This is a genomic window from Paenalcaligenes sp. GW821-LYS-B07-1, from assembly GCF_058803365.1.
The window spans coordinates 1,577,117-1,598,827 of the sequence record NZ_CM179516.1 but is presented as its reverse complement, the minus strand read 5'-3'; the positions used below and the strand labels follow the sequence as shown (position 1 = coordinate 1,598,827).

General features: G+C 49.6%; 19 protein-coding genes. 7 read left to right on the top strand and 12 right to left on the bottom strand.

Annotation, left to right across the window (positions count from 1 at the left end):
* Nucleotides 1-134: 134 nt before the first annotated feature.
* From AC3QL0_RS07580 to AC3QL0_RS07560, 5 genes are read left to right on the top strand one after another with little or no spacing between them, the layout of a single operon-like run.
* Nucleotides 135-1,892: a PAS domain-containing sensor histidine kinase gene (locus AC3QL0_RS07580; protein WP_493010789.1), complete on the top strand. Its 1,758-nt coding sequence runs from the start codon at nt 135-137 to the stop codon at nt 1,890-1,892.
* The gene (locus AC3QL0_RS07575) at nt 1,889-2,512 is read left to right on the top strand and encodes a response regulator transcription factor (protein ID WP_135865022.1); all 624 of its coding nucleotides are present in this window, start codon (nt 1,889-1,891) and stop codon (nt 2,510-2,512) included. The genes AC3QL0_RS07580 and AC3QL0_RS07575 overlap by 4 nt, the downstream gene beginning before the upstream one ends.
* Nucleotide 2,513: 1 nt before the next feature.
* Nucleotides 2,514-3,383 (top strand): bifunctional methylenetetrahydrofolate dehydrogenase/methenyltetrahydrofolate cyclohydrolase FolD, encoded by an 870-nt coding sequence (gene folD / locus AC3QL0_RS07570; RefSeq protein ID WP_493010788.1) that lies wholly within the window; start codon nt 2,514-2,516, stop codon nt 3,381-3,383.
* On the top strand, nt 3,384-5,447 hold the full coding sequence (locus AC3QL0_RS07565; RefSeq protein ID WP_493010787.1) for a M3 family metallopeptidase: 2,064 nt from the start codon (nt 3,384-3,386) through the stop codon (nt 5,445-5,447).
* A 44-nt stretch (nt 5,448-5,491) separates the two neighbouring features.
* Nucleotides 5,492-6,100: an SCO family protein gene (locus AC3QL0_RS07560; RefSeq protein ID WP_135865031.1), complete on the top strand. Its 609-nt coding sequence runs from the start codon at nt 5,492-5,494 to the stop codon at nt 6,098-6,100.
* Between the two features lie 4 nt (nt 6,101-6,104).
* Here the strand turns inward: AC3QL0_RS07560 and AC3QL0_RS07555 are convergent, their stop codons facing one another.
* Entirely contained in the window at nt 6,105-7,490 is a 1,386-nt protein-coding gene (locus AC3QL0_RS07555; protein ID WP_493010786.1) for a dihydrolipoyl dehydrogenase, read from the bottom strand.
* 59 nt (nt 7,491-7,549) lie between these two features.
* On the bottom strand, nt 7,550-7,750 hold the full coding sequence (locus AC3QL0_RS07550; protein WP_493010785.1) for a heavy-metal-associated domain-containing protein: 201 nt from the start codon (nt 7,748-7,750) through the stop codon (nt 7,550-7,552).
* A gap of 298 nt (nt 7,751-8,048) precedes the next feature.
* Here AC3QL0_RS07550 and cueR point away from each other — a divergent pair, with 298 nt between their 5' ends.
* On the top strand, nt 8,049-8,456 hold the full coding sequence (cueR, locus tag AC3QL0_RS07545) for a Cu(I)-responsive transcriptional regulator (RefSeq protein ID WP_493010784.1): 408 nt from the start codon (nt 8,049-8,051) through the stop codon (nt 8,454-8,456).
* A gap of 188 nt (nt 8,457-8,644) precedes the next feature.
* Here the strand turns inward: cueR and AC3QL0_RS07540 are convergent, their stop codons facing one another.
* The 10 genes from AC3QL0_RS07540 to AC3QL0_RS07495 all read right to left on the bottom strand — a co-directional run bounded on the left by AC3QL0_RS07540 (nt 8,645) and on the right by AC3QL0_RS07495 (nt 20,508).
* Entirely contained in the window at nt 8,645-9,214 is a 570-nt protein-coding gene (locus tag AC3QL0_RS07540) for a nitroreductase family protein (protein WP_430223408.1), read from the bottom strand.
* Nucleotides 9,215-9,250: 36 nt separating this feature from the next.
* On the bottom strand, nt 9,251-9,985 hold the full coding sequence (locus AC3QL0_RS07535; RefSeq protein WP_493010783.1) for a pyridoxine 5'-phosphate synthase: 735 nt from the start codon (nt 9,983-9,985) through the stop codon (nt 9,251-9,253).
* Complete coding sequence (locus AC3QL0_RS07530; RefSeq protein ID WP_493010782.1) at nt 9,978-11,414, bottom strand: efflux transporter outer membrane subunit; 1,437 nt, start codon at nt 11,412-11,414, stop codon at nt 9,978-9,980. The genes AC3QL0_RS07535 and AC3QL0_RS07530 overlap by 8 nt, the downstream gene beginning before the upstream one ends.
* The gene (locus AC3QL0_RS07525) at nt 11,411-14,593 is read right to left on the bottom strand and encodes a multidrug efflux RND transporter permease subunit (RefSeq protein WP_493010781.1); all 3,183 of its coding nucleotides are present in this window, start codon (nt 14,591-14,593) and stop codon (nt 11,411-11,413) included. Before AC3QL0_RS07525 ends, AC3QL0_RS07530 begins: the two co-directional genes overlap by 4 nt.
* 5 nt (nt 14,594-14,598) lie before the next feature.
* Nucleotides 14,599-15,855: an efflux RND transporter periplasmic adaptor subunit gene (locus AC3QL0_RS07520; RefSeq protein ID WP_493010780.1), complete on the bottom strand. Its 1,257-nt coding sequence runs from the start codon at nt 15,853-15,855 to the stop codon at nt 14,599-14,601.
* A gap of 145 nt (nt 15,856-16,000) precedes the next feature.
* Nucleotides 16,001-16,795, bottom strand: coding sequence for an ABC transporter ATP-binding protein (locus tag AC3QL0_RS07515; RefSeq protein ID WP_493010779.1), 795 nt, complete (start codon nt 16,793-16,795; stop codon nt 16,001-16,003).
* Nucleotides 16,796-16,812: 17 nt separating this feature from the next.
* Nucleotides 16,813-17,706 (bottom strand): ABC transporter permease, encoded by an 894-nt coding sequence (locus AC3QL0_RS07510; protein WP_493010778.1) that lies wholly within the window; start codon nt 17,704-17,706, stop codon nt 16,813-16,815.
* A 59-nt stretch (nt 17,707-17,765) separates the two neighbouring features.
* Nucleotides 17,766-18,680 carry an ABC transporter substrate-binding protein gene (locus AC3QL0_RS07505; RefSeq protein ID WP_493010955.1) on the bottom strand — a complete coding sequence of 305 codons (915 nt, stop codon included), beginning with the start codon at nt 18,678-18,680 and terminating at the stop codon, nt 17,766-17,768.
* Between the two features lie 141 nt (nt 18,681-18,821).
* On the bottom strand, nt 18,822-19,613 hold the full coding sequence (locus tag AC3QL0_RS07500) for a spermine/spermidine synthase domain-containing protein (RefSeq protein WP_493010777.1): 792 nt from the start codon (nt 19,611-19,613) through the stop codon (nt 18,822-18,824).
* A 124-nt stretch (nt 19,614-19,737) separates the two neighbouring features.
* Complete coding sequence (locus AC3QL0_RS07495) at nt 19,738-20,508, bottom strand: YwqG family protein (RefSeq protein WP_493010776.1); 771 nt, start codon at nt 20,506-20,508, stop codon at nt 19,738-19,740.
* 362 nt (nt 20,509-20,870) lie between these two features.
* Here AC3QL0_RS07495 and xth point away from each other — a divergent pair, with 362 nt between their 5' ends.
* On the top strand, nt 20,871-21,662 hold the full coding sequence (gene xth / locus AC3QL0_RS07490) for an exodeoxyribonuclease III (protein ID WP_493010775.1): 792 nt from the start codon (nt 20,871-20,873) through the stop codon (nt 21,660-21,662).
* Nucleotides 21,663-21,711: the final 49 nt, after the last annotated feature.

Here is a 21,711-nt window from a genome sequence, read left to right as displayed (position 1 = left end):
TATCAATTCTATTCTAGGAAAGAAAAAAGGTTATCTCAAGCAAAATTTCATTTTATGGTAATAGTTTTTATAATGTGAAAAGTATCAACGAGCGTTAAGGTTTACAATGCTCCCAGCTTTTTACGATTACTGTTATGGCAAACTCCGTAAAAAAATCACTTATACCTAATACGTTTTACGATCAGGCACGTCACAATAGACGCGGTCTTTACTGGCTTACGCCTGTCATCGTACTGATTCTCTACTTATGTGTGATGGGCGTATTTATCTGGTTGCAGCGCCTGCAACACGATAGCGTGATGGTGGTTCCCATAGACCAAGAGACCCGCCAGCAACGCCTAACCATGGTAATTGCCGCGCTGTCTCTGGTGATCGTATTTAGCTTGTTAGCCCTATGGCGCTACACACGCTTCCGTACACGCGCTGAAGCCGCCCTGATTGCCGAAACCGGCTTCAGACGAGCCATGGAAAACTCCATGTCTACCGGTATGCGTGTATTTGATATGAGTGGCCGTATCGCCTACGTTAACCCTGCTTTCTGCCGAATGATAGGCTGGAACGAGGCTGACCTTATAGGCCGCACCGCCCCCTTCCCTTACTGGGTTCCCGGGCGACACTCTCATCATCAAGAGGTGCTAGACCTGATCCTGTCTGGACGCACTCCCAATAGTGGTCTAGAAGTAGAAGCACAGCGCCGCGATGGCTCGCGCTTCACAGCCCGCATGTATGTATCGCCTTTGCGCGATCCTAATGGTGAGCAAATAGGCTGGATGACGTCCATGACAGATATCACCGAACCTAAGCGTATACGTGAAGCCATGACGGCCGCACACGAGCGCTTTATGACGGTGCTAGAAGGTTTGGACGATGCTATCTCAGTGACCGCCGACACACCCGAAGGCTTAGAGCTGCTGTTTGCCAACCGTACCTACCGACGCTTCTTTGGCGCGCAAGGTCACGGACACGAAGAGTTGCTAGGTGGACGTTTGGGACGCTTTACTGATGAAACGGTAGAAACCTACTCAGCACAAGCACAACGCTGGTTTGAAGTGCACCACCGTATGCTGGCTTGGACAGATGGTCGTCGTGTGCGCTTGCAGGTAGCCCGAGACATCACCGAACGCCGCAAACATGAAGAAGCCTCACGTGTGCAACAAGACAAAATCCAACTCACTAGTAGGTTAACCACCATGGGTGAGATGGCCTCGTCGTTAGCGCACGAACTTAACCAGCCATTGACGGCCATTAATAACTACAGCATGGGTGCTGTAGCGATGGTGCGTAGTGGTAAAGCCAAGCCAGAGCAACTATTAGAAGCCTTGGAAAAAGCCGCTGCACAGGCAGAACGCGCCGGCAAAATCATTAGCCGTATCCGTGAGTTTGTGAAACGTAGCGAACCGCGTCGCCAAGCGGTTCCCATTACGCAAATCATTGATAATGCGGTAAGCTTTGCAGACATAGATGCACGCAAACGTCGTATAGAAATAGCCGTTGAGCTTCCTGAGCACCTACCTATGGTGTTAGCTGACCCCATCCTTATTGAGCAAGTACTACTCAATTTGCTAAAAAATGGCGTAGAAGCGATGGAAGGAAGCGATTATCATATCCTTCATGTGAACATTTCACTTTACGATCAAATGTTAGAGGTCGCCGTCATCGACAGGGGCTATGGACTCAAAAACCCCGAGCGCCTTTTCGAGCCTTTCTACAGCACCAAATCAGAAGGTCTGGGGATGGGCTTAAACATCTGTAGAACCATTATAGAATCACACCATGGTCGTTTGTGGGCAGTGGAGAATCCAGAAGGTGGAACAATATTCCGATTCTCTTTGCCCTGTGCGCAAGACGTAATGCAACCAACCACCGATAGCCCCAAGGAGATACAAGCATGAGTAGTACCCCGATTCCCTGCACGATTTTTATTGTGGATGATGATGAAGCCGTTCGTGACTCCTTGCGGTGGCTGCTTGAGGCTAATGGTTACCGAGTGCAGTGCTTTGCGTCTGCTGAAGAATTCCTCAGCTCTTACGACACCACACAACTTAGCGTACTGATTGCTGACGTACGTATGCCTGGCATGAGCGGTCTTGAACTGCAAGAAGCACTGATTGCCCGCAACTCCCCTATTCCTATCGTATTCATTACCGGTCACGGTGATGTACCTATGGCGGTCAGCACCATGAAAAAAGGTGCCGTAGACTTCCTAGAAAAACCGTTTAACGAAGCTGACCTGCGTGCCGTTGTAGTACGCATGATGGAACAAGCCAGCCTTATGGCTGATCAAGCGCACGCTAAACGTACACACGCAGAAGTGCTGTCACGCTTGACTGCTCGCGAACAACAAGTGCTAGAGCGCATTGTGGCAGGCCGTCTGAACAAACAAATCGCCGGAGACCTCAACATCAGTATCAAAACTGTTGAGGCACACCGGGCAAATATTATGGAAAAACTTGAAGTTACCACTGTGGCAGATCTGATGAAGATTGCCTTGGTACAAAGCGGAGAAAACTAGCATGAGCAGTACACCAGCCAGGATCATTTCGGGCACAGCCTTAGCACAAAGCGTTCGCGAGCAAGTTGCCGAGGACGTCAAGCAGCTAAAAGCCAAAGGCATTCATCCTGGCCTGACCGTAGTATTGATTGGTGAAGATCCTGCTTCCCAAGTCTACGTACGCAACAAAGCTCTGGCTTGCGAAAAAGCAGGCATCAACTCTGATGTCATTCGTTTACCTGCCAGCACCACTCAAGACGAGCTGCTGACACTGATTGAAAAACTCAATCAAGACGATGGCGTAGACGGTATTTTGGTGCAATTGCCTCTGCCTGCTCATTTAGATGAGCATCTGGTGATTGAAAGTATCTCTCCTGCCAAAGACGTAGACGGCTTTCACATTAGTAACGCTGGCTTGCTCATGACTGGCCAACCACTGTTTCGCCCTTGCACCCCCTACGGTGTCATGAAAATGCTGGAATCTGAACAAGTTTCCTTGCGTGGTGCTGAAGCAGTAATCGTGGGTGCTAGCAATATTGTTGGCAAACCTATGGCTATGATGCTGTTGGCTGCTGGTGCTACCGTAACCCTCTGTAATTCCAAGACTCGTGACTTGGCAGCACATACTCGCCGAGCCGACGTACTTGTAGTTGCGGTAGGTAGACCCAATATGATTAAGGGTGACATGATCAAACCTGGCGCCGTAGTCATCGACGTGGGCATCAATCGCCTAGACGACGGAAAACTGGCCGGTGACGTAGAGTTCGCTAGTGCCAGCCAAGTTGCTTCTGCCATTACCCCTGTTCCAGGTGGTGTGGGCCCAATGACCATTGCGATGTTGCTGGTCAATACGTTGGAAGCTGCTGAGCGCCGCGCAAACAAAGAGAGTTAAATGACGAATCCCCTGCTTGGGCCAGTCAACCAACTGGTTGACTACTCGGCCATTCTGCCCGAACACGTTATACCCGCTATTGATCAACTACTGCAAAGCGCCAAAAGCGCTGTGCAAGCCGTAGAGCACGTGAGCGACAGCTCTTGGGATAACGTGGTTACCCCATTGGAAGACGCCGTAGAGCCGCTGTGGCGCGCATGGACTATCGTAGGACACCTGAACTCTGTCGTGAACACGCCTGAACTGCGTGAGGCCTACAATCAGTGCCTACCCAAAGTAACGGAGTTCTCCACGTGGTTGGGGCTGAACGAGCAGTTGTTCACGCAATACAAGAACTTGGCCGCCAGTGCTGAGTTCGCTACCCTTAGCCCTGCACGCCAACGCGTCATTGAATTAGCACTGCGTAATTTCCGCTTAAGCGGTGTAGAGCTGCAGGGCGAAAAACGTGAACGTTACGCCGAAATTTCTGAACAGCAAGCTGCCGCATCACAACGTTTTTCTGAACATGTGATGGATAGCATTGATCACTGGACCTTGCTGGTTGAGAATGAAAGCGAGCTGGAAGGCATCCCTGCCGATGTACTAACCGCTGCTAAAGACGCTGCTACCCAAGCAGGCAAAACAGGTTGGTTGCTCACGCTGAAAATGCCATGCTACCTACCTGTGATGCAGTACGCTAAAAACGCAGACCTGCGCGCGACCATGTACAAAGGCTATGCCACCATTGCTTCCGAGCAAAGCAGCAAGCCTGAGTGGGATAACTCTGAAACCATCGAACAATTGCTAAGCTTGCGTGCTGAAGAGGCCCGTTTGCTAGGCTATGACAGTTTCGCGCACATGCGCTTAGAAACACGTATGGCCGACACCCCAGAACAAGTGTTGGAATTCCTACGTACTCTGGCGCAAAAATCCATCAGTTTTGCCCGCACTGACTTAGAGCAATTGAAAGAATTTGCTCGTGTCAGCTTGCATATGAACGAACTGCAGCCGTGGGATATGGCATTTGTAGCCGAACGCCTGCGCGAAAACCGCTACGCGTACTCCGAAGATGAAGTACGTCAGTACTTCACCGAGCCACAAGTCATGAAAGGCTTGTTTGACGTTGTACATACACTGTACGGCGTGCAGTTTGTACCTACACAAGAACCTGGTTGGCACCCTGATGTGCAAGCCTATGCAGTACAAGACAAAAACGCCAACACACTGGGTTACTTGTACGTAGACTTGTATGCGCGTGCTGGTAAACAAGGTGGCGCATGGGTGAACGGCGAACGTGACCGTAAACTGTTAGGCACTTCCACCCAAGTACCCGTTGTGTACCTGGTGTGCAACTTCGCACAACCGCAAGAAGGCAGACCATCTTTGTTGACACACGACGAAGTGATCACCCTCTTCCACGAAAGTGGCCATGCGTTGCACGCCTTGCTGTCCCGTGTAGATGAGCCTGCTGTATCCGCTTTTTCTGCCGTAGAGTGGGATGCCATCGAACTGCCTTCACAGTTTATGGAAAACTTCTGCTGGGAATGGCCAGTAGTACAGAAACTGTCTCACCACGTAGAAACTGGCGAACCTCTGCCACGCGCTCTGTACGACAAACTGCTTGCTGCTAAGAACTTCCAAAGCGGTATGCAAATGGTGCGCCAGATCGAGTTCTCGCTGTTTGACATGCTGATTCACCAGCAAGATCAAGGCCTCTCCATCAAAGATGTTTTGGGCACATTGGATCAGGTACGCAAAGAAGTAGCGGTAATCTTCCCGCCAGAATGGCACCGTTTCCCACATGCGTTCTCGCACTTATTCGCTGGTGGTTATGGCGCAGGCTACTACAGCTACAAATGGGCTGAGGTATTGTCTTCTGATGCCTACAGCGCGTTTGAAGAAACTGCACTGCAAGAGGGTGATAGCCGCAATACGCTGAACCCAGAAACCGGACGCAAGTTCTTGGATGAAATCTTGGCTGTAGGCGGCGAACGCCCTGCTGCTGATTCATTCAAAGCTTTCCGTGGCCGTGATCCGTCTATTGACGCTTTGCTGCGCCACAGTGGTATGTTGGCACAATCCTAATCCCTTTATCCCCCACCTTTTGGTGGGGGTGTTTGTATAGGCTTATGACAAAGTTCACTCTTCGTTCTCTGGGCAAACGCGTAGCAGCAAGCCTAGTATTAGGCAGCAGCGTACTTTTTGCTGGCCCCTTACTGGCCGCCGAATCACAAATTCACCCTGTGACGGGCTTTCTGCCTGATCTGAAATTCGATCTGCAATCCGTAGACAACCAACACGTGACGCAAGACGACCTTAAAGGCAAAGTCGTGCTCATGTTTTTCGGTTACGCGAATTGCCCTGATATCTGTCCTACCACCATGGCACAGCTTTCTGCCGTGGTAGACAACTTGGGCGATGATGGCGAGAAAGTACAGGTGGTATTTGTGAGCGTAGACCCTCACCGTGATACACCGGAAATTCTCAAAGCTTACGTGGATGCTTTTGATACTAATGCCATAGGTTTGACCGGCAACGAGAAAACCATTGCTGATCTAGCCAGACGTTATCGCGTAGCCTTCCAAATCGAAAAACCCACCGAAGCCGACTCCGACTACTACGAAGTGGCCCATAGTCGCGGGGTTTACATTTTTGATGAACGCGGCAAAGCTCGTGTGCTGGCGTCCGACTCCGAATCTGTAGAAGATTTGACCGAAGCCGTACGCAAGCTGCTGTAAGCTGTTAGGCGGAATGCGTATTGCGCAATGCAGTACGCAAACCCTCTTCTACTACCGGATGGTAGAACGGCATTCTCAGCATTTCTTTGATGGTGAGTTGCTGTTGTGCTGACCACGCCAGCAAATGAGCTAAATGCTCGGCAGATGGCCCCACCATTTCTGCTCCTAGAAACACATCGGTGTTTTTATCCGCGTACACGCGCAACACACCTTTGTTTTCTAGCATCACACGTGAGCGCCCTTGGTTTGTAAAGCTGACTTCACCAATACGTACATCAGCAGGTAACTGCGAAAACGCCCGTCCTACCGACATCACTTGCGGATTACTAAACACCACCTTCATAGGGCAACGTCTAGCTGGCGCTTGAGGCGCTATAGGCCAGTTCACGGCATTATCGGCAGCAATACGTCCATCATCAGCCGCTTCGTGCAAAATGGGATGCAAGCCATTCACATCACCGGCTAAGAAGATAGGCTTATTTTCTACCTGCAAGGTGTGTTCATTAAAGCTAAGCTTGCCTTTAGCATCAACCGTCACACCTGCTGCCGCAAGATTCAGTTTTTCAACATTTGGCTGCCTGCCTGCTGCATTGAGCACGCACTCTACCGTCAATAGGCTTTCGGCGCCCTGCGCGTCTTGCAAAGTTAGCTGTACATCGTGGCCTTGACGCTCGGCATGCGTAATTTGCGTATCGAAACGTATGTCCATTTCCTCGGCAAACACACTACGTGCGTTCTCGGCTACTTTAGGGTCTTGTATGCCTGCAATACGTTGGCTACGGTTGATGATCGTCACCTTAACACCTAAGCGGTGCAAGGCTTGTCCTATCTCCATGCCAATCACTCCGGTGCCTAAAATAGCAATGCTTTTGGGTAAATCATCCCAGTAGAAAATCTCGTCCGTCGTTAAGAGCTTTTCGCCTAAGTTTTTTAGGGCAGCCGGTGTGCGTGGGCTGGTACCCGTAGCCAGCACAAAGGCTTTGGCCTTGACCTGCGAATGATCACCCACTTCTAGTGTATTGGCATCAACAAAACGTGCCGTACCCCATAACTTGGTGTCAGCATCAAAACCTTCTACATCGCTGACCACAAACGAAACAAATCTATCTCGCTCGCGCTTTACCCTATCCATGACCGCTACACCATCCACTGCGACGGTAGTGGTATCTACATTGACGCCAAATTTTGGGGCTTCATCAATAGCATGGCGATGATCAGCAGCGGAAATAAGCAATTTAGAAGGCATACAGCCTACTCGCGCGCAGGTAGTACCGTAATGTGAGTCTTCTATAAGCACAGCGGTTTTACCCCGTCGTAGCACTTGACGGTATGCCGTCATGCCGGCGGTTCCTGCACCAATGATTGCCACATCAACATTCAGTATATTCATGCTTTCCTCTGCTGTTATATCGCCATCCTAGAGTACTGCTAACTACACGCGGCTACCTCTTACGCTGCTACAGGGGTATAACCTTCTTCTTTTACCACTGCTGCCACGGCTGCGGCATCAGCCTCTACGTCAACGCTCAAACGATGCGTTGCCGTATCTGCCACGACTATCGCCGCAGGCCACTCTTTCTGGATCGCTGTAGTGATAGTTTTCACGCAATGACCACATGTCATGTCGGCTACTGTGAACTCATGCTTCATAACTGACTCCAATATATATAAAAAAGCTGTTATACACTTCTGTAGAGTACTGTAAAAATAGCGACATCACAGCCCGAACCAGCGCTTTGATGGCATTTCGCAGCACAACCGCTTCGTAGTTTGACCTTAACATTATGGTAAGGTTCATACTCTACACAGAGCAGCTTTTTTATCGCATCACTAACCTCTGCGCTGCAACACTCTCGCCATCCACATTGAGCGATCAACGTGTTTACACGGCAGGCGCATAACTCTATAGCGGCATACCCACAAGGCTGCCAGTACAAGGAGTTCAACTATGAATCACGCAGTCACTATAGGCGTTGCAGCGGAACGCAGCCAACTCAGCAGCAAAATGATTCGCTACTATGAAAGTGAGGGCTTACTACAACCTAGTGCGCGCTCAGAAGGCGGCTACAGACTGTACACAGAACGCGACCTGCATGGCTTACGCTTTATTCAACGTGCCAGAAGTTTAGGCTTTTCATTGGCGCAGATTAAAGAACTACTCGCCCTCTGGCATAACCAAGATCGTAGTAGCGCTGAGGTCAAACAATTGGCTCAGCAACATATAGATGAACTAGAACGTAAAGCGGCTGAGCTGCAAGACATGGCTAACACACTTAAACACTTAACCCTGTGTTGCCATGGCGATGAACGCCCGGAATGCCCTATTTTGGATAATTTGGGCGCTCTGGCTAGTTAACGAGTAATTCATTAACTGTACTGTTAAAGCCAAACCTAGCCATATACGTGTTTGGCAGCCTGACTCTACCCGCCGCGCCGAACGCCCAAACAAATACGGTACTGTGACACAGCCCATACGCATAAAAAAAACAGCCCCTGAATCATCAGAGGCTGTTTTTCTTTCATGCTTTAGCAGGTCAGTTGGCGTTATAGCCCTTTCCACTCACCTACGTAATCGCTGAAATTAGGACGCTCTTTTACAGGTACATTATCAGGCAAAGAGCCCACTACAACGAAACCCATAAAGCTGTAGTCCAAGGAGTCAAAACCCAAGGCTTCTGGCACTTTATGCGTGTACGTCCCCAAGCCAGTGCTCCAGTACGCCCCCAAACCTAAAGCGTGGGCAGCATTCAGCATATTCATCACTGCCGCACCTGTTGCCAGCAACCGCTCATGCTCAGGAATACGCTCGTTGCTGTGATCTAAGTGGCAAGCCACCGCAATCAACAACGGTACATCTTTCAGCCATGCGCGAATGGACGCTTCTTTTGTAGGCGCCACTGCCATGCCCTCTTCGGCCATTGCCTGCACTGACAAATCGCCCAATTGCTCAACAGCCTCACCACGAATCAGCTTGAAGCGCCAAGGACGCAACTTACCATGATCAGGTGCCACCATTGCCGTTTGCAAAATCTGCTCTAGCTGTTCTTGGCTAGGGCCTGGACCTTGCACCATTTTTACCGAATTACGGCTCAAAAGTGTTGAGATGACAGACACATCAACTCCTTACAAAAACTTAATACACCGCAGCGCTTAAGGGCGTTGCTGGTCGGTTGTGACAATCAAGGCTTTCATGTCACGCACTGCTTTTTCCCAACCATCAAATACCGCTTGGGCAACGATGGCATGGCCAATATTAAGTTCTGCAATACCAGGAATGGCGGCAACTTCTTGTACATTACCGTAATGCAAACCGTGGCCTGCATTCACACGCAATCCTAATGCCACACCCTGCGCTGCACCCTCACGTATACGTTGCAGTTGTATAGCTTGGTTTTCAGGGCCTACGGCGTCCGCAAAAGCTCCAGTGTGCAACTCAATAACTGTAGCACCCGCTTTTTGGGCAGCGGCGATTTGAGCAGCATCAGCATCAATAAAAAGTGATACACGAATGCCTGCATCTTGCAGTTGCTTCACTGCTGCGCTTACCTGATCAAAATGGCCCACTACATCCAAACCACCTTCAGTAGTCAGTTCATGACGTTTTTCGGGTACCAAGCACACATCGTCTGGTTTAACCTTGCAGGCAATTTCCAGCATTTCGGTGGTGATCGCGCATTCCAGATTCATTCTGGTACGCAGCAACGGACGCATTGCAAATACATCGGCATCTTGTATATGACGTCTGTCTTCGCGCAGGTGCAAGGTAATCAAGTCTGCACCTGCATCTTCGGCGCGTTGCGCTGCGAGCAATGGATCAGGATACGTGGTCAGACGCTGCTGACGCAGCGTCGCCACATGATCAATATTTACACCCAACTCAATCATTGGCTTCTACGACCTCCTCATCCAACTGCCAGCCACCGCCTAACGCTTTGTACAGCGAAATGCGGTTAATCAACGAAGCCAGGCTAATCTGAATACCGGCTTGTTGTGCTCCATATAAATTCACTTCAGCACTTTGCACTTGCAGGAAGCTATCTACACCTGTTTTGTAGCGCAAGTTAGCCAACTCTAACGTACGGTCTGCCGAAGCAATCATGCGTTTAGTAGCATCTAACTGTGAGCTGTAGGTTGCCTCGCCAGCCAATGCATCAGCAACTTCTCGGAACGCGTTTTGAATACTTTGCTCGTATTGCGCGACCGAGATGATTTTTCTAGCTTCAGCTACATCTAGCGCAGCCTGAATACTGCCACCCGCAAAAATCGGCAACGAAATTTGTGGTGAGTACTGCCAGAAACGATGCGATGACCCCACTAGATTATCCAAGGATGGGCTAGCAAAACCTAGCAAACCTGTAATGGAAATAGAGGGGAAAAACGCGGCACGTGCTGCACCGATATTTGCGTTAGACGCACGCAATACGTGCTCAGCCGCAATAATATCGGGACGTCTTTGCAACAAGTCGGAAGGCAAACCTACAGGGATATTGCTGACCAACTGCTCGTGACCAAAAGCTTTCTCTTTAGGCAGATCTTCTGGCAACTGTGTACCCACCAACAGCGTCAAGGCATTCAATGCCTGCATTTCATTACGCTTGGCTTCTTCTAGGTCGGCACGTACTGTTTCCAACTGCAAAGTAGCTTGGTTTAAGTCCAGCTCGGATGTGCTGCCTGCATCAAACGACACTTTGGTCAGACGCAAACTTTCCAAACGGCTCTTTTCAGTGCTGCGCATCACGCTTTGCAGTTCTTGTGCGGCACGCAAGCGGAAATACGCTTCAGCCACTTGAGCTACGACGTTAATACGTACCGCACGTTGCGCTTCCTCTGTTGCCAAGTATTGCTCAAAAGCGGCTTCGCTTAAGTTACGCAACTTGCCAAAGAAATCCAGATCAAAGGAGGTCACAGCCGCCCCTGTCTGGAAAGTTTTGCTGACTGACGACGAACCAGGCAAACGCATGTTTTCAGGGTTGCGAGTTACCTGGCCATTAGCCGCTGCACCTATAGAGGGGAACTGCTCCCCTCTGGCGATGCCATACTGAGCACGTGCTTCATCTACACGTGCCACCGCGATACGCATATCGCGGTTATTTTCTAACGATAGAGCGATCAGCGCTTGCAAACGCGGGTCATTGAAAAACTCTTTCCAACCCAGCGTTTCCAAGCTGGCCTCTGAACTGGCCTCTGCCGCACCCTGCACATAGGCAGGGTAATCAGCAGAAACAGGCATTTCAGGTTGCTCGTATTTAGGAGCAAAGGAGCACCCTGCTAGCAGCAATGCTGCGCTAAGTGTACTGAGCTTAGCTTTTATCATTTTTGCTCCCCGGTACTAGGCTGAGCGTGTGCGGCTTTTTCTGCCGCTGCGGCTGCAGCTGCTGCACCAAATAACTTGGGCTGCGTTTTAAACAATTTCAGAATCACTACAAAGAAGGTAGGCACAAACAGCACGGCCAATGGTGTAGCGGCCAACATACCGCCCAGCACACCAATACCTACCGCGTTCTGGCTGGCTGCACCTGCACCACTCGCAATAGCCAGAGGTACTACGCCCAAAATAAAGGCGAACGATGTCATCAGAATTGGGCGGAAACGTAGACGAGCTGCTTCAACCGTGGCTTCGATTAGATCGTCACCTCGGGCAACCGCATCTTTAGCAAACTCCACAATCAGAATCGCGTTCTTCGCCGCCAAACCAATGATGGTCACGAGACCCACCTGGAAGTACACGTCGTTAGCCATGCCCATCGCGCTCGTTAACAGCACCGAACCCAGCACCCCTAACGGTACAGACAACATCACTGATAGCGGGATAGCCCAACTTTCATACAATGCCGCCAACACCATGAACACCACCAGTACCGACAAGCCCATCAAGATCATACTTTGACCTGAAGCTTGAATTTCCTGATAGGACAAACCTGTCCACTCGTAACCAAAACCACGTGGCAATTCAGAAATCAAACGTTCGATCTCAGCCATCGCGTCACCACTGGTGTAGCCATCTTGAGCGCCACCACTGATACGTGTTGCTGGGTAACTGTTATAGCGAACAATCTGTATTGGGCCTTTGATAGGCTCAGCGGTCACCACAGTACGCAGTGGTACCATTTCACCCTGACTGTTTTTCGCTTGCAGGCTCATCACGTTTTCGATGTTCATACGGAAACGTTCATCGGCCTGTACCCACACGTTTTGCACCCAACCTTCACTGGTATATTTACCCAGATAGGACGAGCCCAGTGCAGTGCTCAGCAGGTTAGCAACTTCATTAAAGTCCACACCTTGGATGGCGGCTTTTTCACGGTCAATAGTCACTTTCCACTGCTGACCTGGTGACAAACCAGTCAAACGTACATCTTTCAAGACTGGGCTGTTGCCTGCTTTGTCCAGCAACTCTTGCGTTGCATTCAACAATGCAGTTGTACCTAGTTCTGCACGGTCTTCCAAACGCACATCAAAACCGGAGGAGTTACCCAACGACGTAATGGCAGGAGGAACAATAGAGAACACGATAGAGTCAGGCAGACCCATCAGCAACGCACCCGTTGCGCGGCCAGCCACAGCTTGCGCTGAGTTTTCTGGGCCTTTACGTTCTTTAAAGTCTTTCAGCATCACGAACGCCAATGCAGCATTCAGACCGTTACCGTTAAAACTGAAACCACGCACAGTCACCAGGTTTTCTACCTGCGGCTGTTTAAAGAAGTAGTCTTCCACTGCTTCGATGGTGTCCATCGTACGGTTAGCGGTAGAACCAGCTGGCAATTCGATGTTTGCGAAAGCAAAACCTTGGTCTTCTTCTGGCAAGAAGGCAGTAGGCATACGCATGTACATAAACACTACAGCGATTACCAATGCCAGATATACCAGCATCATACGACCAGTACGTTTCAATGAGCCTTTAATTATCCCTTCGTAACCATCCGTCAGCTTGTTAAAGCTGCGGTTGAACAGTCCAAAGAAGCCACGTCGGTTATCGCCGTGCTCACCTTTAGGTACAGGTTTCAAAATGGTTGCGCACAGTGCGGGGGTAAAGCTCAATGCCAAGAACGCAGAGAAGGCAATAGACACCGCCATCGCGACGGAGAACTGTCTATAAATCACCCCTACCGAACCAGACATAAAGGCCAGCGGCAAGAACACTACGGTCAGCACCAGCGTAATACCAACGATCGCACCAGTAATCTGCGGCATTGCTTTTTCAGTTGCCTCTTTAGGAGGCAAGCCGTCTTCCGCCATGATACGTTCGACGTTCTCAACCACAACGATCGCATCATCCACCAGAATACCAATCACCAGTACCATCGCGAACATGGTTAACACGTTCACAGAGAAGCCCATGGCATTCATCACACCTAGTGAACCCAAAATAGCGACAGGCACCACCAGTGCAGGAATAACGGTATAGCGAATGTTCTGCAAGAATACGAACATCACCACGAACACCAATAACATCGCTTCTAGCAGTGTTTCAACCACCTGCTGAATAGAGGTCTGAATGTAGGGGGATGTATCGTAAGGAATAGCATAACTAACTTGTTCAGGGAAAAACTCAGACAGTGCTTTCATCTGAGATTTAATACCTTCGGCGGTTTCCAACGCGTTCGCATCTGGGGTCAACGACACCGCAAACGCTGCTGTAGACTTACCGTTTAACCTTGCACCAAACTGATAGTTATCAGAGCCCACCTCTACGCGAGCAATGTCGGACATTTTGACCGAAGAACCATCCAAGTTTGCACGCAGAATGATGTTATTGAACTCTTCAGGAGTGCTCAACTGACCATTCACAATAATAGGCGAAGCTACACGTTGGCTATCTGGGTTTGGTGGAGCACCCAAAATACCACCTGAAATCAGGTTGTTTTGTGCGGCCACTGCAGCGTTCACCTCAGCCATGCTCAGGTTATAGCTAACCAGTTTTTCGGGATCTACCCAAATACGCATTGCTTTACCGGATGCAAACAACTGGAATTTACCTACACCAGGTACACGTGAAATGGTGTTTTGCACGTTACGTTTGACGTAGTCAGCCAGTTCTGTTTGGTCCATGCCACCGGCTTCCGACGACAGTGTGACTACCAGCAAGAAACTCGCATTACCCTGCTCTACTTTCAAACCTTGCTGAACCACCGCTGTAGGCAATGCTGCCTGTACGTTGGAAATACGGTTCTGTACGTCCACCTGAGCCATGTCAGGGTCGGTACCGGGTTTGAACGTTGCTGTAATTTGGGTTTGACCAAAAGAGTCACTAACAGATTCGTAGTACAACAGACCTTTGGCACCGTTCAGCTCGTTTTCAATAACGTTAGCAACGTTACTGGCCACGTCTTCTGCAGTTGCACCTGGGTAGGTAGCAGTAATCGTGACAGAAGGTGGCGCAACATCCGGGTACTGCGCTACCGGCATTAGCGGTAGCGACAGTAGCCCGAGCAGGGTGATCCCTAGCGCGATCACCCATGCAAAAATGGGGCGTTCAATAAAAAACTGTGGCATAAACTTTACTCGCTTGCTTTAGCTGCGTCTTGGCCTTGAGCTTGCTCAGCACCCTCATCTTTTGCAGGTGTGGCGGCTTCAGCAGACTCTTCTGCGTTTTCAGTGCTTGTAGGGCCAGATTTCCAAGGTGTAGGCTGAACAGGTACACCCGGACCAATTTTCTGGAAGCCAGCAACGATCAACTCGTCACCCGCTGCCAACCCTGTGTTCACCAAGATTTTGTCGCCATATGTAGTACCTACTTTCACAGGTACTGCAGCAACCACACCTTCTTTAACTACAAACACAGAAGTTGCACCGCCGCTGGAATACTGAATCGCTTGTGTTGGTACCAAGATAGCTTTCTCGTCTACCCCGTTTTGCAAACGCACACGCACGAACATGCCTGGCAGCAAAATGTTGTCTGGGTTAGCGAATTCAGCACGCAGGTTGATTTGGCCTGTTGATGGGTCTACCGACACACCAGAGAACAGCAGTTCGCCAGCTTGGTCGTATTGGGAATTATCATCAAACAAGGCAGTCACTTTGGCGCCTTCGGCGTCTTGCGTTAACTCACCCGCAGCCATCGCATTACGCAAGGACATCAATTCGCTAGCAGGACGACGAATGTCTACATACACACGATCCAACTGTTGAACCACAGCCAATTGAGTACCTTCAGTAGCATTCACCAACGCCCCCTCAGTCACAATGGCTTTACCAATACGCCCGTTAATGGGGGATGTCACTTTGGTGTAGCCTAGATTGATCTCAGCTGTTTTCAGGTTGGCTTGTGCAGCAGCAATAGCAGCTTGCGCTTGAGCATTACGCGCCATCGCGTTGTCGTATTCTTGACGGCTTACCGCATTTTCTTTGATCAGTATCTGGTAGCGCTGTGCCAATGAGGCAGCGGCTTTTGCATCTGCTTGCGCATTTTGCAATTGTGCAGCAGCTTGGTCACGCAACGCTTTATATGTATCTGGATCAATACTAAACAGATGCTGGCCTTCCGTAACATCAGTACCTTGTTTGAAGTTAATTTCTTCAAGAATACCGGTTACTCGAGCACGAATTTGTGCCTCTTTGATGGCTTCCACGCGGCCTGGCAAGTCCTGATACAGCGCCGTCGGTGCAGTACTCACCGTCACGACGCTGACAGGAACCTTCATGCCGCCTCCTGCTTGCTGTTGGGGATCTTTATCACCGCATGCTGCAAGCAGAACCACACTAGTTAAGAACAATACTCGTAGCGGACGCCACGCCTTAGGGCGGGATTTCAGCATGAAAAACTCCTGAATCTCAATAGACTATAGACACACCGCGCCAGTAGACGTGGATAGTGAGACGTAAAGTATATATGGATTATTTGTTTTTCACAAAAACGACCATACAGTCGTATAGGGTCTTTTGTAACAAAAAACTAACTCATCACCCTAGAAGCAAAGCATCATCAGTGATTTTTTCTCCACGTACTTTTTCAAACATATGAAGTAGATCAGTCACCTCCATACCTTTTCGCTCTTCACCACTCACATCTAACACCACTTGCCCTTGGTGCAACATCACGGTTCTGTCACCCACATCCAAGGCCTGACGCATACTATGCGTGACCATCATGGTAGTGAGTTTGCCCTCTTCCACGATGCGTGCAGTAAGCCCCAACACGAAATCTGCTGTACGTGGGTCCAAAGCAGCCGTATGCTCATCCAGCAGCAAAATACGCGAAGGGCGTAATGCTGCCATCAGCAAACTTACGGCCTGTCGCTGACCACCCGATAACAACCCAATACGATCCGTCAGACGGTTCTCTAAACCCAACCCTAGCGTTTCTAGTTTGGCTTTAAACTCGTCACGCATACTGAGCTGTACGGCACGCGACAAACTACGGCCCAGGCCCCGCCTAGAGGCCAATGCCATGTTCTCTTCAATCGTCAAGTCTTCACACGTGCCCGCCATAGGATCTTGGAATACACGGGCCACCATATCAGCACGCTTCCATACCGGCAGTCGGGTCACATCCTTACCATCGATGAGAATCTGACCATCGTCTACGCTCTGATCGCCGGACACCGCATTCAAAAATGTGGATTTACCAGCACCATTAGACCCAATCACTGTCACAAACTGACCGCTAGGAATAGTCAGTGACGCTCCTCGCAATGCGCGAGTCTCAATCGGAGTACCAGGGTTAAAAGTTAATTGCAGGTTTTTTGCTTCAAGCATGACTCTTCCCTTTAGTACTACGACTTACGAATAGCTTTTTTGCGTTTTTTCAACAGCGGAATCACCAGTGCGATGGTTACTAGAACCGCCGTTACCAAGTTCAGATCCTGCGCTTGCAGACCAATAAAGTCTGCGTTCAACGCCAGTGCAATAAAGAAACGATACAGAATCGCACCTAGAATCACCGCCAACGTCGCCCACACTAAACGGCGTGATGGCAAGATGCTTTCACCCACGATCACGGCGGCCAAGCCAATCACAATAGTCCCAATACCCATAGAGATATCAGCACCACCCTGCGACTGTGCGAACAACGCACCCGCCAAGGCTACTAGCGCATTGGAAATAGCCATGCCCAACAAGATCATGCCGCCAGTCGCAACGCCCTGCGCTCTTGCCATACGAGGGTTAGAGCCAGTAGCACGCATACCCAAGCCTTTTTGGGTAGAGAAAAACCAATCCAACAGCAACTTGGCGATGATCACGATCAACACCAACAACAATGGACGGAAAATGTAGTCGTCTGACCAGCCTGCAGGCTGCAAAATCGTAAAGACAGTATCGTCGTTAATTAACGGAACGTTAGGCCTACCCATCACACGCAAGTTAATAGAATACAACGCTGTCATCATCAAAATACTGGCCAGCAGATCCATGATCTTCAGTCGTACGTTCAACCAGCCTGTAATCATCCCCGCTAGTGCCCCTGCGCACATGGCTACAAACGTAGAGATAAATGGATCTACCCCTTGGCTAATCAATACAGCCGCACAGGCACCCCCAAGAGGGAAACTGCCATCAACCGTTAAATCGGGGAAACGAAGAATACGAAACGAGATCAGCACCCCTAGTGCAACCAGACCAAAAATTAGGCCGATTTCCAGAGCGCCCCACAGAGAATATAAGGACATGCGTAGTCAGACTAGAATAAGCGGTGCCTGTTTAAGGGCACCGCTAGCGTGATTAAAAATTACTCAACAATGGTAGTAGCTGACTTGATGAATGCATCATCTAATGTCAGCCCTTGTTTGGCGGCTGCACCTGGGTTGACGAACAACTCCAGGTTCTCACTAGTGGAGGAAGCAATATCGCCCGGCTTCTCACCTTTAAGAATACGCACCACTTTCTCACCTGTTTGTTTACCCAGATTGAAGTAGTTCACGCCCAATGCTGCAATAGCGCCACGCTCAACACTGCCCGTATCAGAAGCAATCAATGGTATTTTGGCGTCGTTAGCCACTTTCACCAGCGCTTCGTATGCCGACACAACGTTGTTATCGGTATTGGTGTAGAACACGTCCACTTTACCAATCAGGCTGCTACCTGCTGCACGCACGTCTACGGTACGAGCGGCTGTAGCTTCTACCAAGTTCATGCCTTGCTCAGACAGCAGTTCTCGCATGCGCTCTACCACCACCACAGAGTTAGCTTCGCCTGGGTTATACACCATACCCACGTTTTGAGCATCAGGTACGATACGTTTAATCAGTTCCACCTGCTTTTCCAGCGCCAATGCATCGGACATACCAGTCACGTTGGTACCGCTCGCCTCAAACGAAGGAACCAACTGTGCTGCTACAGGATCTGTCACAGCGGAGTAGACAATAGGGATAGATTTAGTGGCTGCTACTGCTGCCTGTGCAGACGGGGTAGAGATAGCAACAATCACATCCGAATTATCACCTACGAATTTTTTGGCAATTTGCGAGGCAATTGCCGTATTACCCTGAGCGGTTTGAAACTGCCATTTCAGACCGTTAGCTTCGGTATAACCAGCCTCTTCCAGAGCCTGTTTCACGCCATCACGGATAGAGTCCAGCGCTGGGTGTTCAACAATGGAGGACACAGAAACCGTTTGCGCACCTGCCACACTCGCACTCATCATGCTGATACCAGCCAGAATGCTGGCCAGAAGTGCCGTTGTATTTCTTAACTTCATGCGAAGCTCCTGCAAAAAAGAATCAATAAGTCAGACAATGAATAGTCTGAACTACAGGCCTGAAAAAAACTCTAGTGAATTTCCCTGCTAAATTCCACTAATTGTAAACGCAGTATCTGCCGGCAGTGTAGCCAAAAGCGCTTTAGCCCAACGGCGCGCTTCCAACTTATAACGGCTTTGCACGGACTCTGCTCTATCTAATAGCTGTTGTGTGGTCGTTTCTAAACCGCGCCCTTTAAACGCCACAACAATGGTATTGCCCTCATCAATTTCAGGTAACACCAGTACATGCCCATTAAACACCTGACGAATGTTACGTAGGTTTAACTCAAAACTTGGGTGCGAGCCAAACAAATTCACAACCATAATGCCATCTTGATCTAGGCATTGCTTACAGCCTTCGTAAAAATCAACAGATGAGCATACAGGCCCTTGAGCGGCGGCATCGTATAAATCCACCATCAACACAGCATGTTGATTATGGTTTTCGGTATTTTCCACCCATTCAGCAGCGTCCTCGTGCACAATCTCAGAGCGCACATGATCTGGCAAGCGAAAGAAAGCACGGCACATCGCTGTTACTTGGGGATTAATCTCAACCGTGACGCAATACGAAGGCGTTTGTTTTAAGCAATAACGCAATAACGAACCCGCACCCAGCCCCAGCATAGCAATGCGATCAGATTCGTGAGGCTCATGAAATAACAACCACGTCATCATTTGCTGCGTATACGCCAATACCAAGTCATGTGGTTTTGACATACGCATCGCACCTTGAATCCACTCCGTCCCAAAGTGCAAATAACGGATGCCGTCACTTTCCGACATCGTCACATCATCTTCGTCGTACAGACTATCGTCTTCCCATTCTTGATCCATGACCCTTTACTTCCCTGCTTGATCCATCACGCCGTTAGACGCCCGCCCTGCATCATAAGCGCTTTTGCCAAACCCTGCCCGGTTTGCGCCCCTAGCGCAGTGCGCTCAACGCAGCAACGTGTGCTTAACCCGCGTCACACATCAGATTGCTAAAATCACGAGCCAACAGCTTTTCTTTCTCGATAAATACCATCAACTTAGCCCCATCCTGCCAACACCAATTGAACTGCTCGTACGAATCTACCGTCAACAAAGAGACCCACTCTGGCCCTGGCGTTGGGTTGTAGCCAAGGCTGTAATACGAGGGATACCCCAATAAATAATCCGTAGCCAGCATATCTGCCGTGGCTGAAGGCCCTGGATACTCGCCCTCTACCTCCAATAGATCTTCAAGAATTTCAGAATCAAACGGGCAGCCTTTCAGCATGTCCTGATGACGGGGAATATCCAGTTCACCTACCAGTGTCAGGCGTTTTCCTTGCACATCTCTACCATGAGGTGCTGCCATGGGTTTCAAGGCATCTACGTCCTCAAAATACCATGCTTTAAGATAGCCCTCTTCTCCCCAAAACACTTCTTCATCGCTTTCAGAGTTAGGGTCGTAATCCGCATTAAACAAAGCCAATAATCCAGTCGCGGGTAATGAGTCTGGTCTATTCTCAATTTCAGAAAAGTTGATTTGCCCCAGAAAATAATACAAACCCACATCGTGCTCTGGCCACTCAAAATCAGCAGGCACCATTGCAGGCCCACCAAACTTACTTTGCACGCCGGTAGCAGCATCTGGGCTAATGGTGATTCTCACGTTAGGGCGCACCAAACCACGTACAAAATCGGCATGTTCGGTGAGTACGTGGTGGCTGGCGATGAGTTTATCTACGTCTTGGACGTTCATAGGAAATGAATGGTTTCTAGGGCAAATAATAAGCGACAGGCCAGTCTCTCTTTATGGGAGCCCCAGCCGTCGTGAATAGGTGAGTGTGCTATTTGAGCAAACTATGCCGTCAAACTAAACTATTTTGCAAAAAATAACAGATGACGATGCTAATAGAAGGTATGTGCTCGCACATTAACTAGGCGAGCACGCCTCACATTGCCCTGACACCAAGAAGTTATCAGGTGTTAACTTTGGCTACACCATTGCCCGGGGTACACTACCTATACAATGTTGTGTTTGGGTAGTCAGGTGGGTAGCCTAGAACACAAAAACCAAACCCACCCCTTGTAAGCCGCATAGATAAAGGGAATGCTTTAACAATGAAAATTGCCACGTGGAATGTGAACTCTCTGCGCGTACGTTTGCCGCAAGTATTGGACTGGTTAGAGCAAAATCCTATTGATGTGCTGTGCCTACAAGAACTCAAACTGGCGCAAGATAAATTCCCTATTGAGGAACTGCGTGAAGCAGGTTGGGATGCGCAATGGGCTGGGCAGCCTACGTATAACGGCGTGGCGCTCATTACCAAGCTGGAAGGCAGCGATATACAACGTAACTTGCCTACGTATGAAGACCCACAACAACGTGCCATTGCTGCTACCTTCGACACAACAGCAGGCCCTGTACGTATCATCAACCTGTACTGCCCCAATGGCCAAGCTATTGGCAGCGACAAATTCGCTTATAAGCTAGAGTGGTTTCAAGCGTTAACCACGTGGTTGAAAACCGAATTAGAGCGCTACCCTAACTTGGTTGTAGTTGGTGATTACAACATTGCCCCTGCTGATGAGGACGTACATGATCCTGCCCGCTGGGAAGGTGAAGTACATGTTTCCGAGCCAGAACGTGCGGCCTTCCAGACACTGCTAGGCTTGGGCTTACACGATTCGTTCCGTCTCTTCCCACAAGAAGAGAAAAGCTTCAGTTGGTGGGATTACCGACGCATGGCCTACCGCCGCAATGCTGGGTTGCGTATTGACCATATTTTAGTTTCTGATGCATTAAAGCCTGCGACCGTTGCCTGCACCATAGATAGACAACCACGCGGCAATGAGCAGCCTTCTGACCACACTCCTGTGATTGTGGAGCTGGATTTCAGCAAACTGTCCTAAGTAGCCTGCAATATTTTGCCTCGTTACACCGCTTTTTTGTTATGCTTTC

Bases quoted from the DNA above. Each gene is read 5' to 3' on its own strand.
- AC3QL0_RS07560 (WP_135865031.1), top strand. From the start codon at position 5,492: ATGACAAAGTTCACTCTTCGTTCTCTGGGCAAACGCGTAGCAGCAAGC.
- AC3QL0_RS07495 (WP_493010776.1), bottom strand. From the start codon at position 20,508: ATGAACGTCCAAGACGTAGATAAACTCATCGCCAGCCACCACGTACTC.
- AC3QL0_RS07550 (WP_493010785.1), bottom strand. From the start codon at position 7,750: ATGAAGCATGAGTTCACAGTAGCCGACATGACATGTGGTCATTGCGTG.
- folD (WP_493010788.1), top strand. From the start codon at position 2,514: ATGAGCAGTACACCAGCCAGGATCATTTCGGGCACAGCCTTAGCACAA.
- AC3QL0_RS07510 (WP_493010778.1), bottom strand. From the start codon at position 17,706: ATGTCCTTATATTCTCTGTGGGGCGCTCTGGAAATCGGCCTAATTTTT.
- cueR (WP_493010784.1), top strand. From the start codon at position 8,049: ATGAATCACGCAGTCACTATAGGCGTTGCAGCGGAACGCAGCCAACTC.
- AC3QL0_RS07525 (WP_493010781.1), bottom strand. From the start codon at position 14,593: ATGCCACAGTTTTTTATTGAACGCCCCATTTTTGCATGGGTGATCGCG.
- AC3QL0_RS07520 (WP_493010780.1), bottom strand. From the start codon at position 15,855: ATGCTGAAATCCCGCCCTAAGGCGTGGCGTCCGCTACGAGTATTGTTC.
- xth (WP_493010775.1), top strand. From the start codon at position 20,871: ATGAAAATTGCCACGTGGAATGTGAACTCTCTGCGCGTACGTTTGCCG.
- AC3QL0_RS07515 (WP_493010779.1), bottom strand. From the start codon at position 16,795: ATGCTTGAAGCAAAAAACCTGCAATTAACTTTTAACCCTGGTACTCCG.
- AC3QL0_RS07555 (WP_493010786.1), bottom strand. From the start codon at position 7,490: ATGAATATACTGAATGTTGATGTGGCAATCATTGGTGCAGGAACCGCC.
- AC3QL0_RS07530 (WP_493010782.1), bottom strand. From the start codon at position 11,414: ATGATAAAAGCTAAGCTCAGTACACTTAGCGCAGCATTGCTGCTAGCA.
- AC3QL0_RS07535 (WP_493010783.1), bottom strand. From the start codon at position 9,985: ATGATTGAGTTGGGTGTAAATATTGATCATGTGGCGACGCTGCGTCAG.
- AC3QL0_RS07505 (WP_493010955.1), bottom strand. From the start codon at position 18,680: ATGATGAGTGCGAGTGTGGCAGGTGCGCAAACGGTTTCTGTGTCCTCC.
- AC3QL0_RS07580 (WP_493010789.1), top strand. From the start codon at position 135: ATGGCAAACTCCGTAAAAAAATCACTTATACCTAATACGTTTTACGAT.
- AC3QL0_RS07500 (WP_493010777.1), bottom strand. From the start codon at position 19,613: ATGGATCAAGAATGGGAAGACGATAGTCTGTACGACGAAGATGATGTG.
- AC3QL0_RS07575 (WP_135865022.1), top strand. From the start codon at position 1,889: ATGAGTAGTACCCCGATTCCCTGCACGATTTTTATTGTGGATGATGAT.
- AC3QL0_RS07565 (WP_493010787.1), top strand. From the start codon at position 3,384: ATGACGAATCCCCTGCTTGGGCCAGTCAACCAACTGGTTGACTACTCG.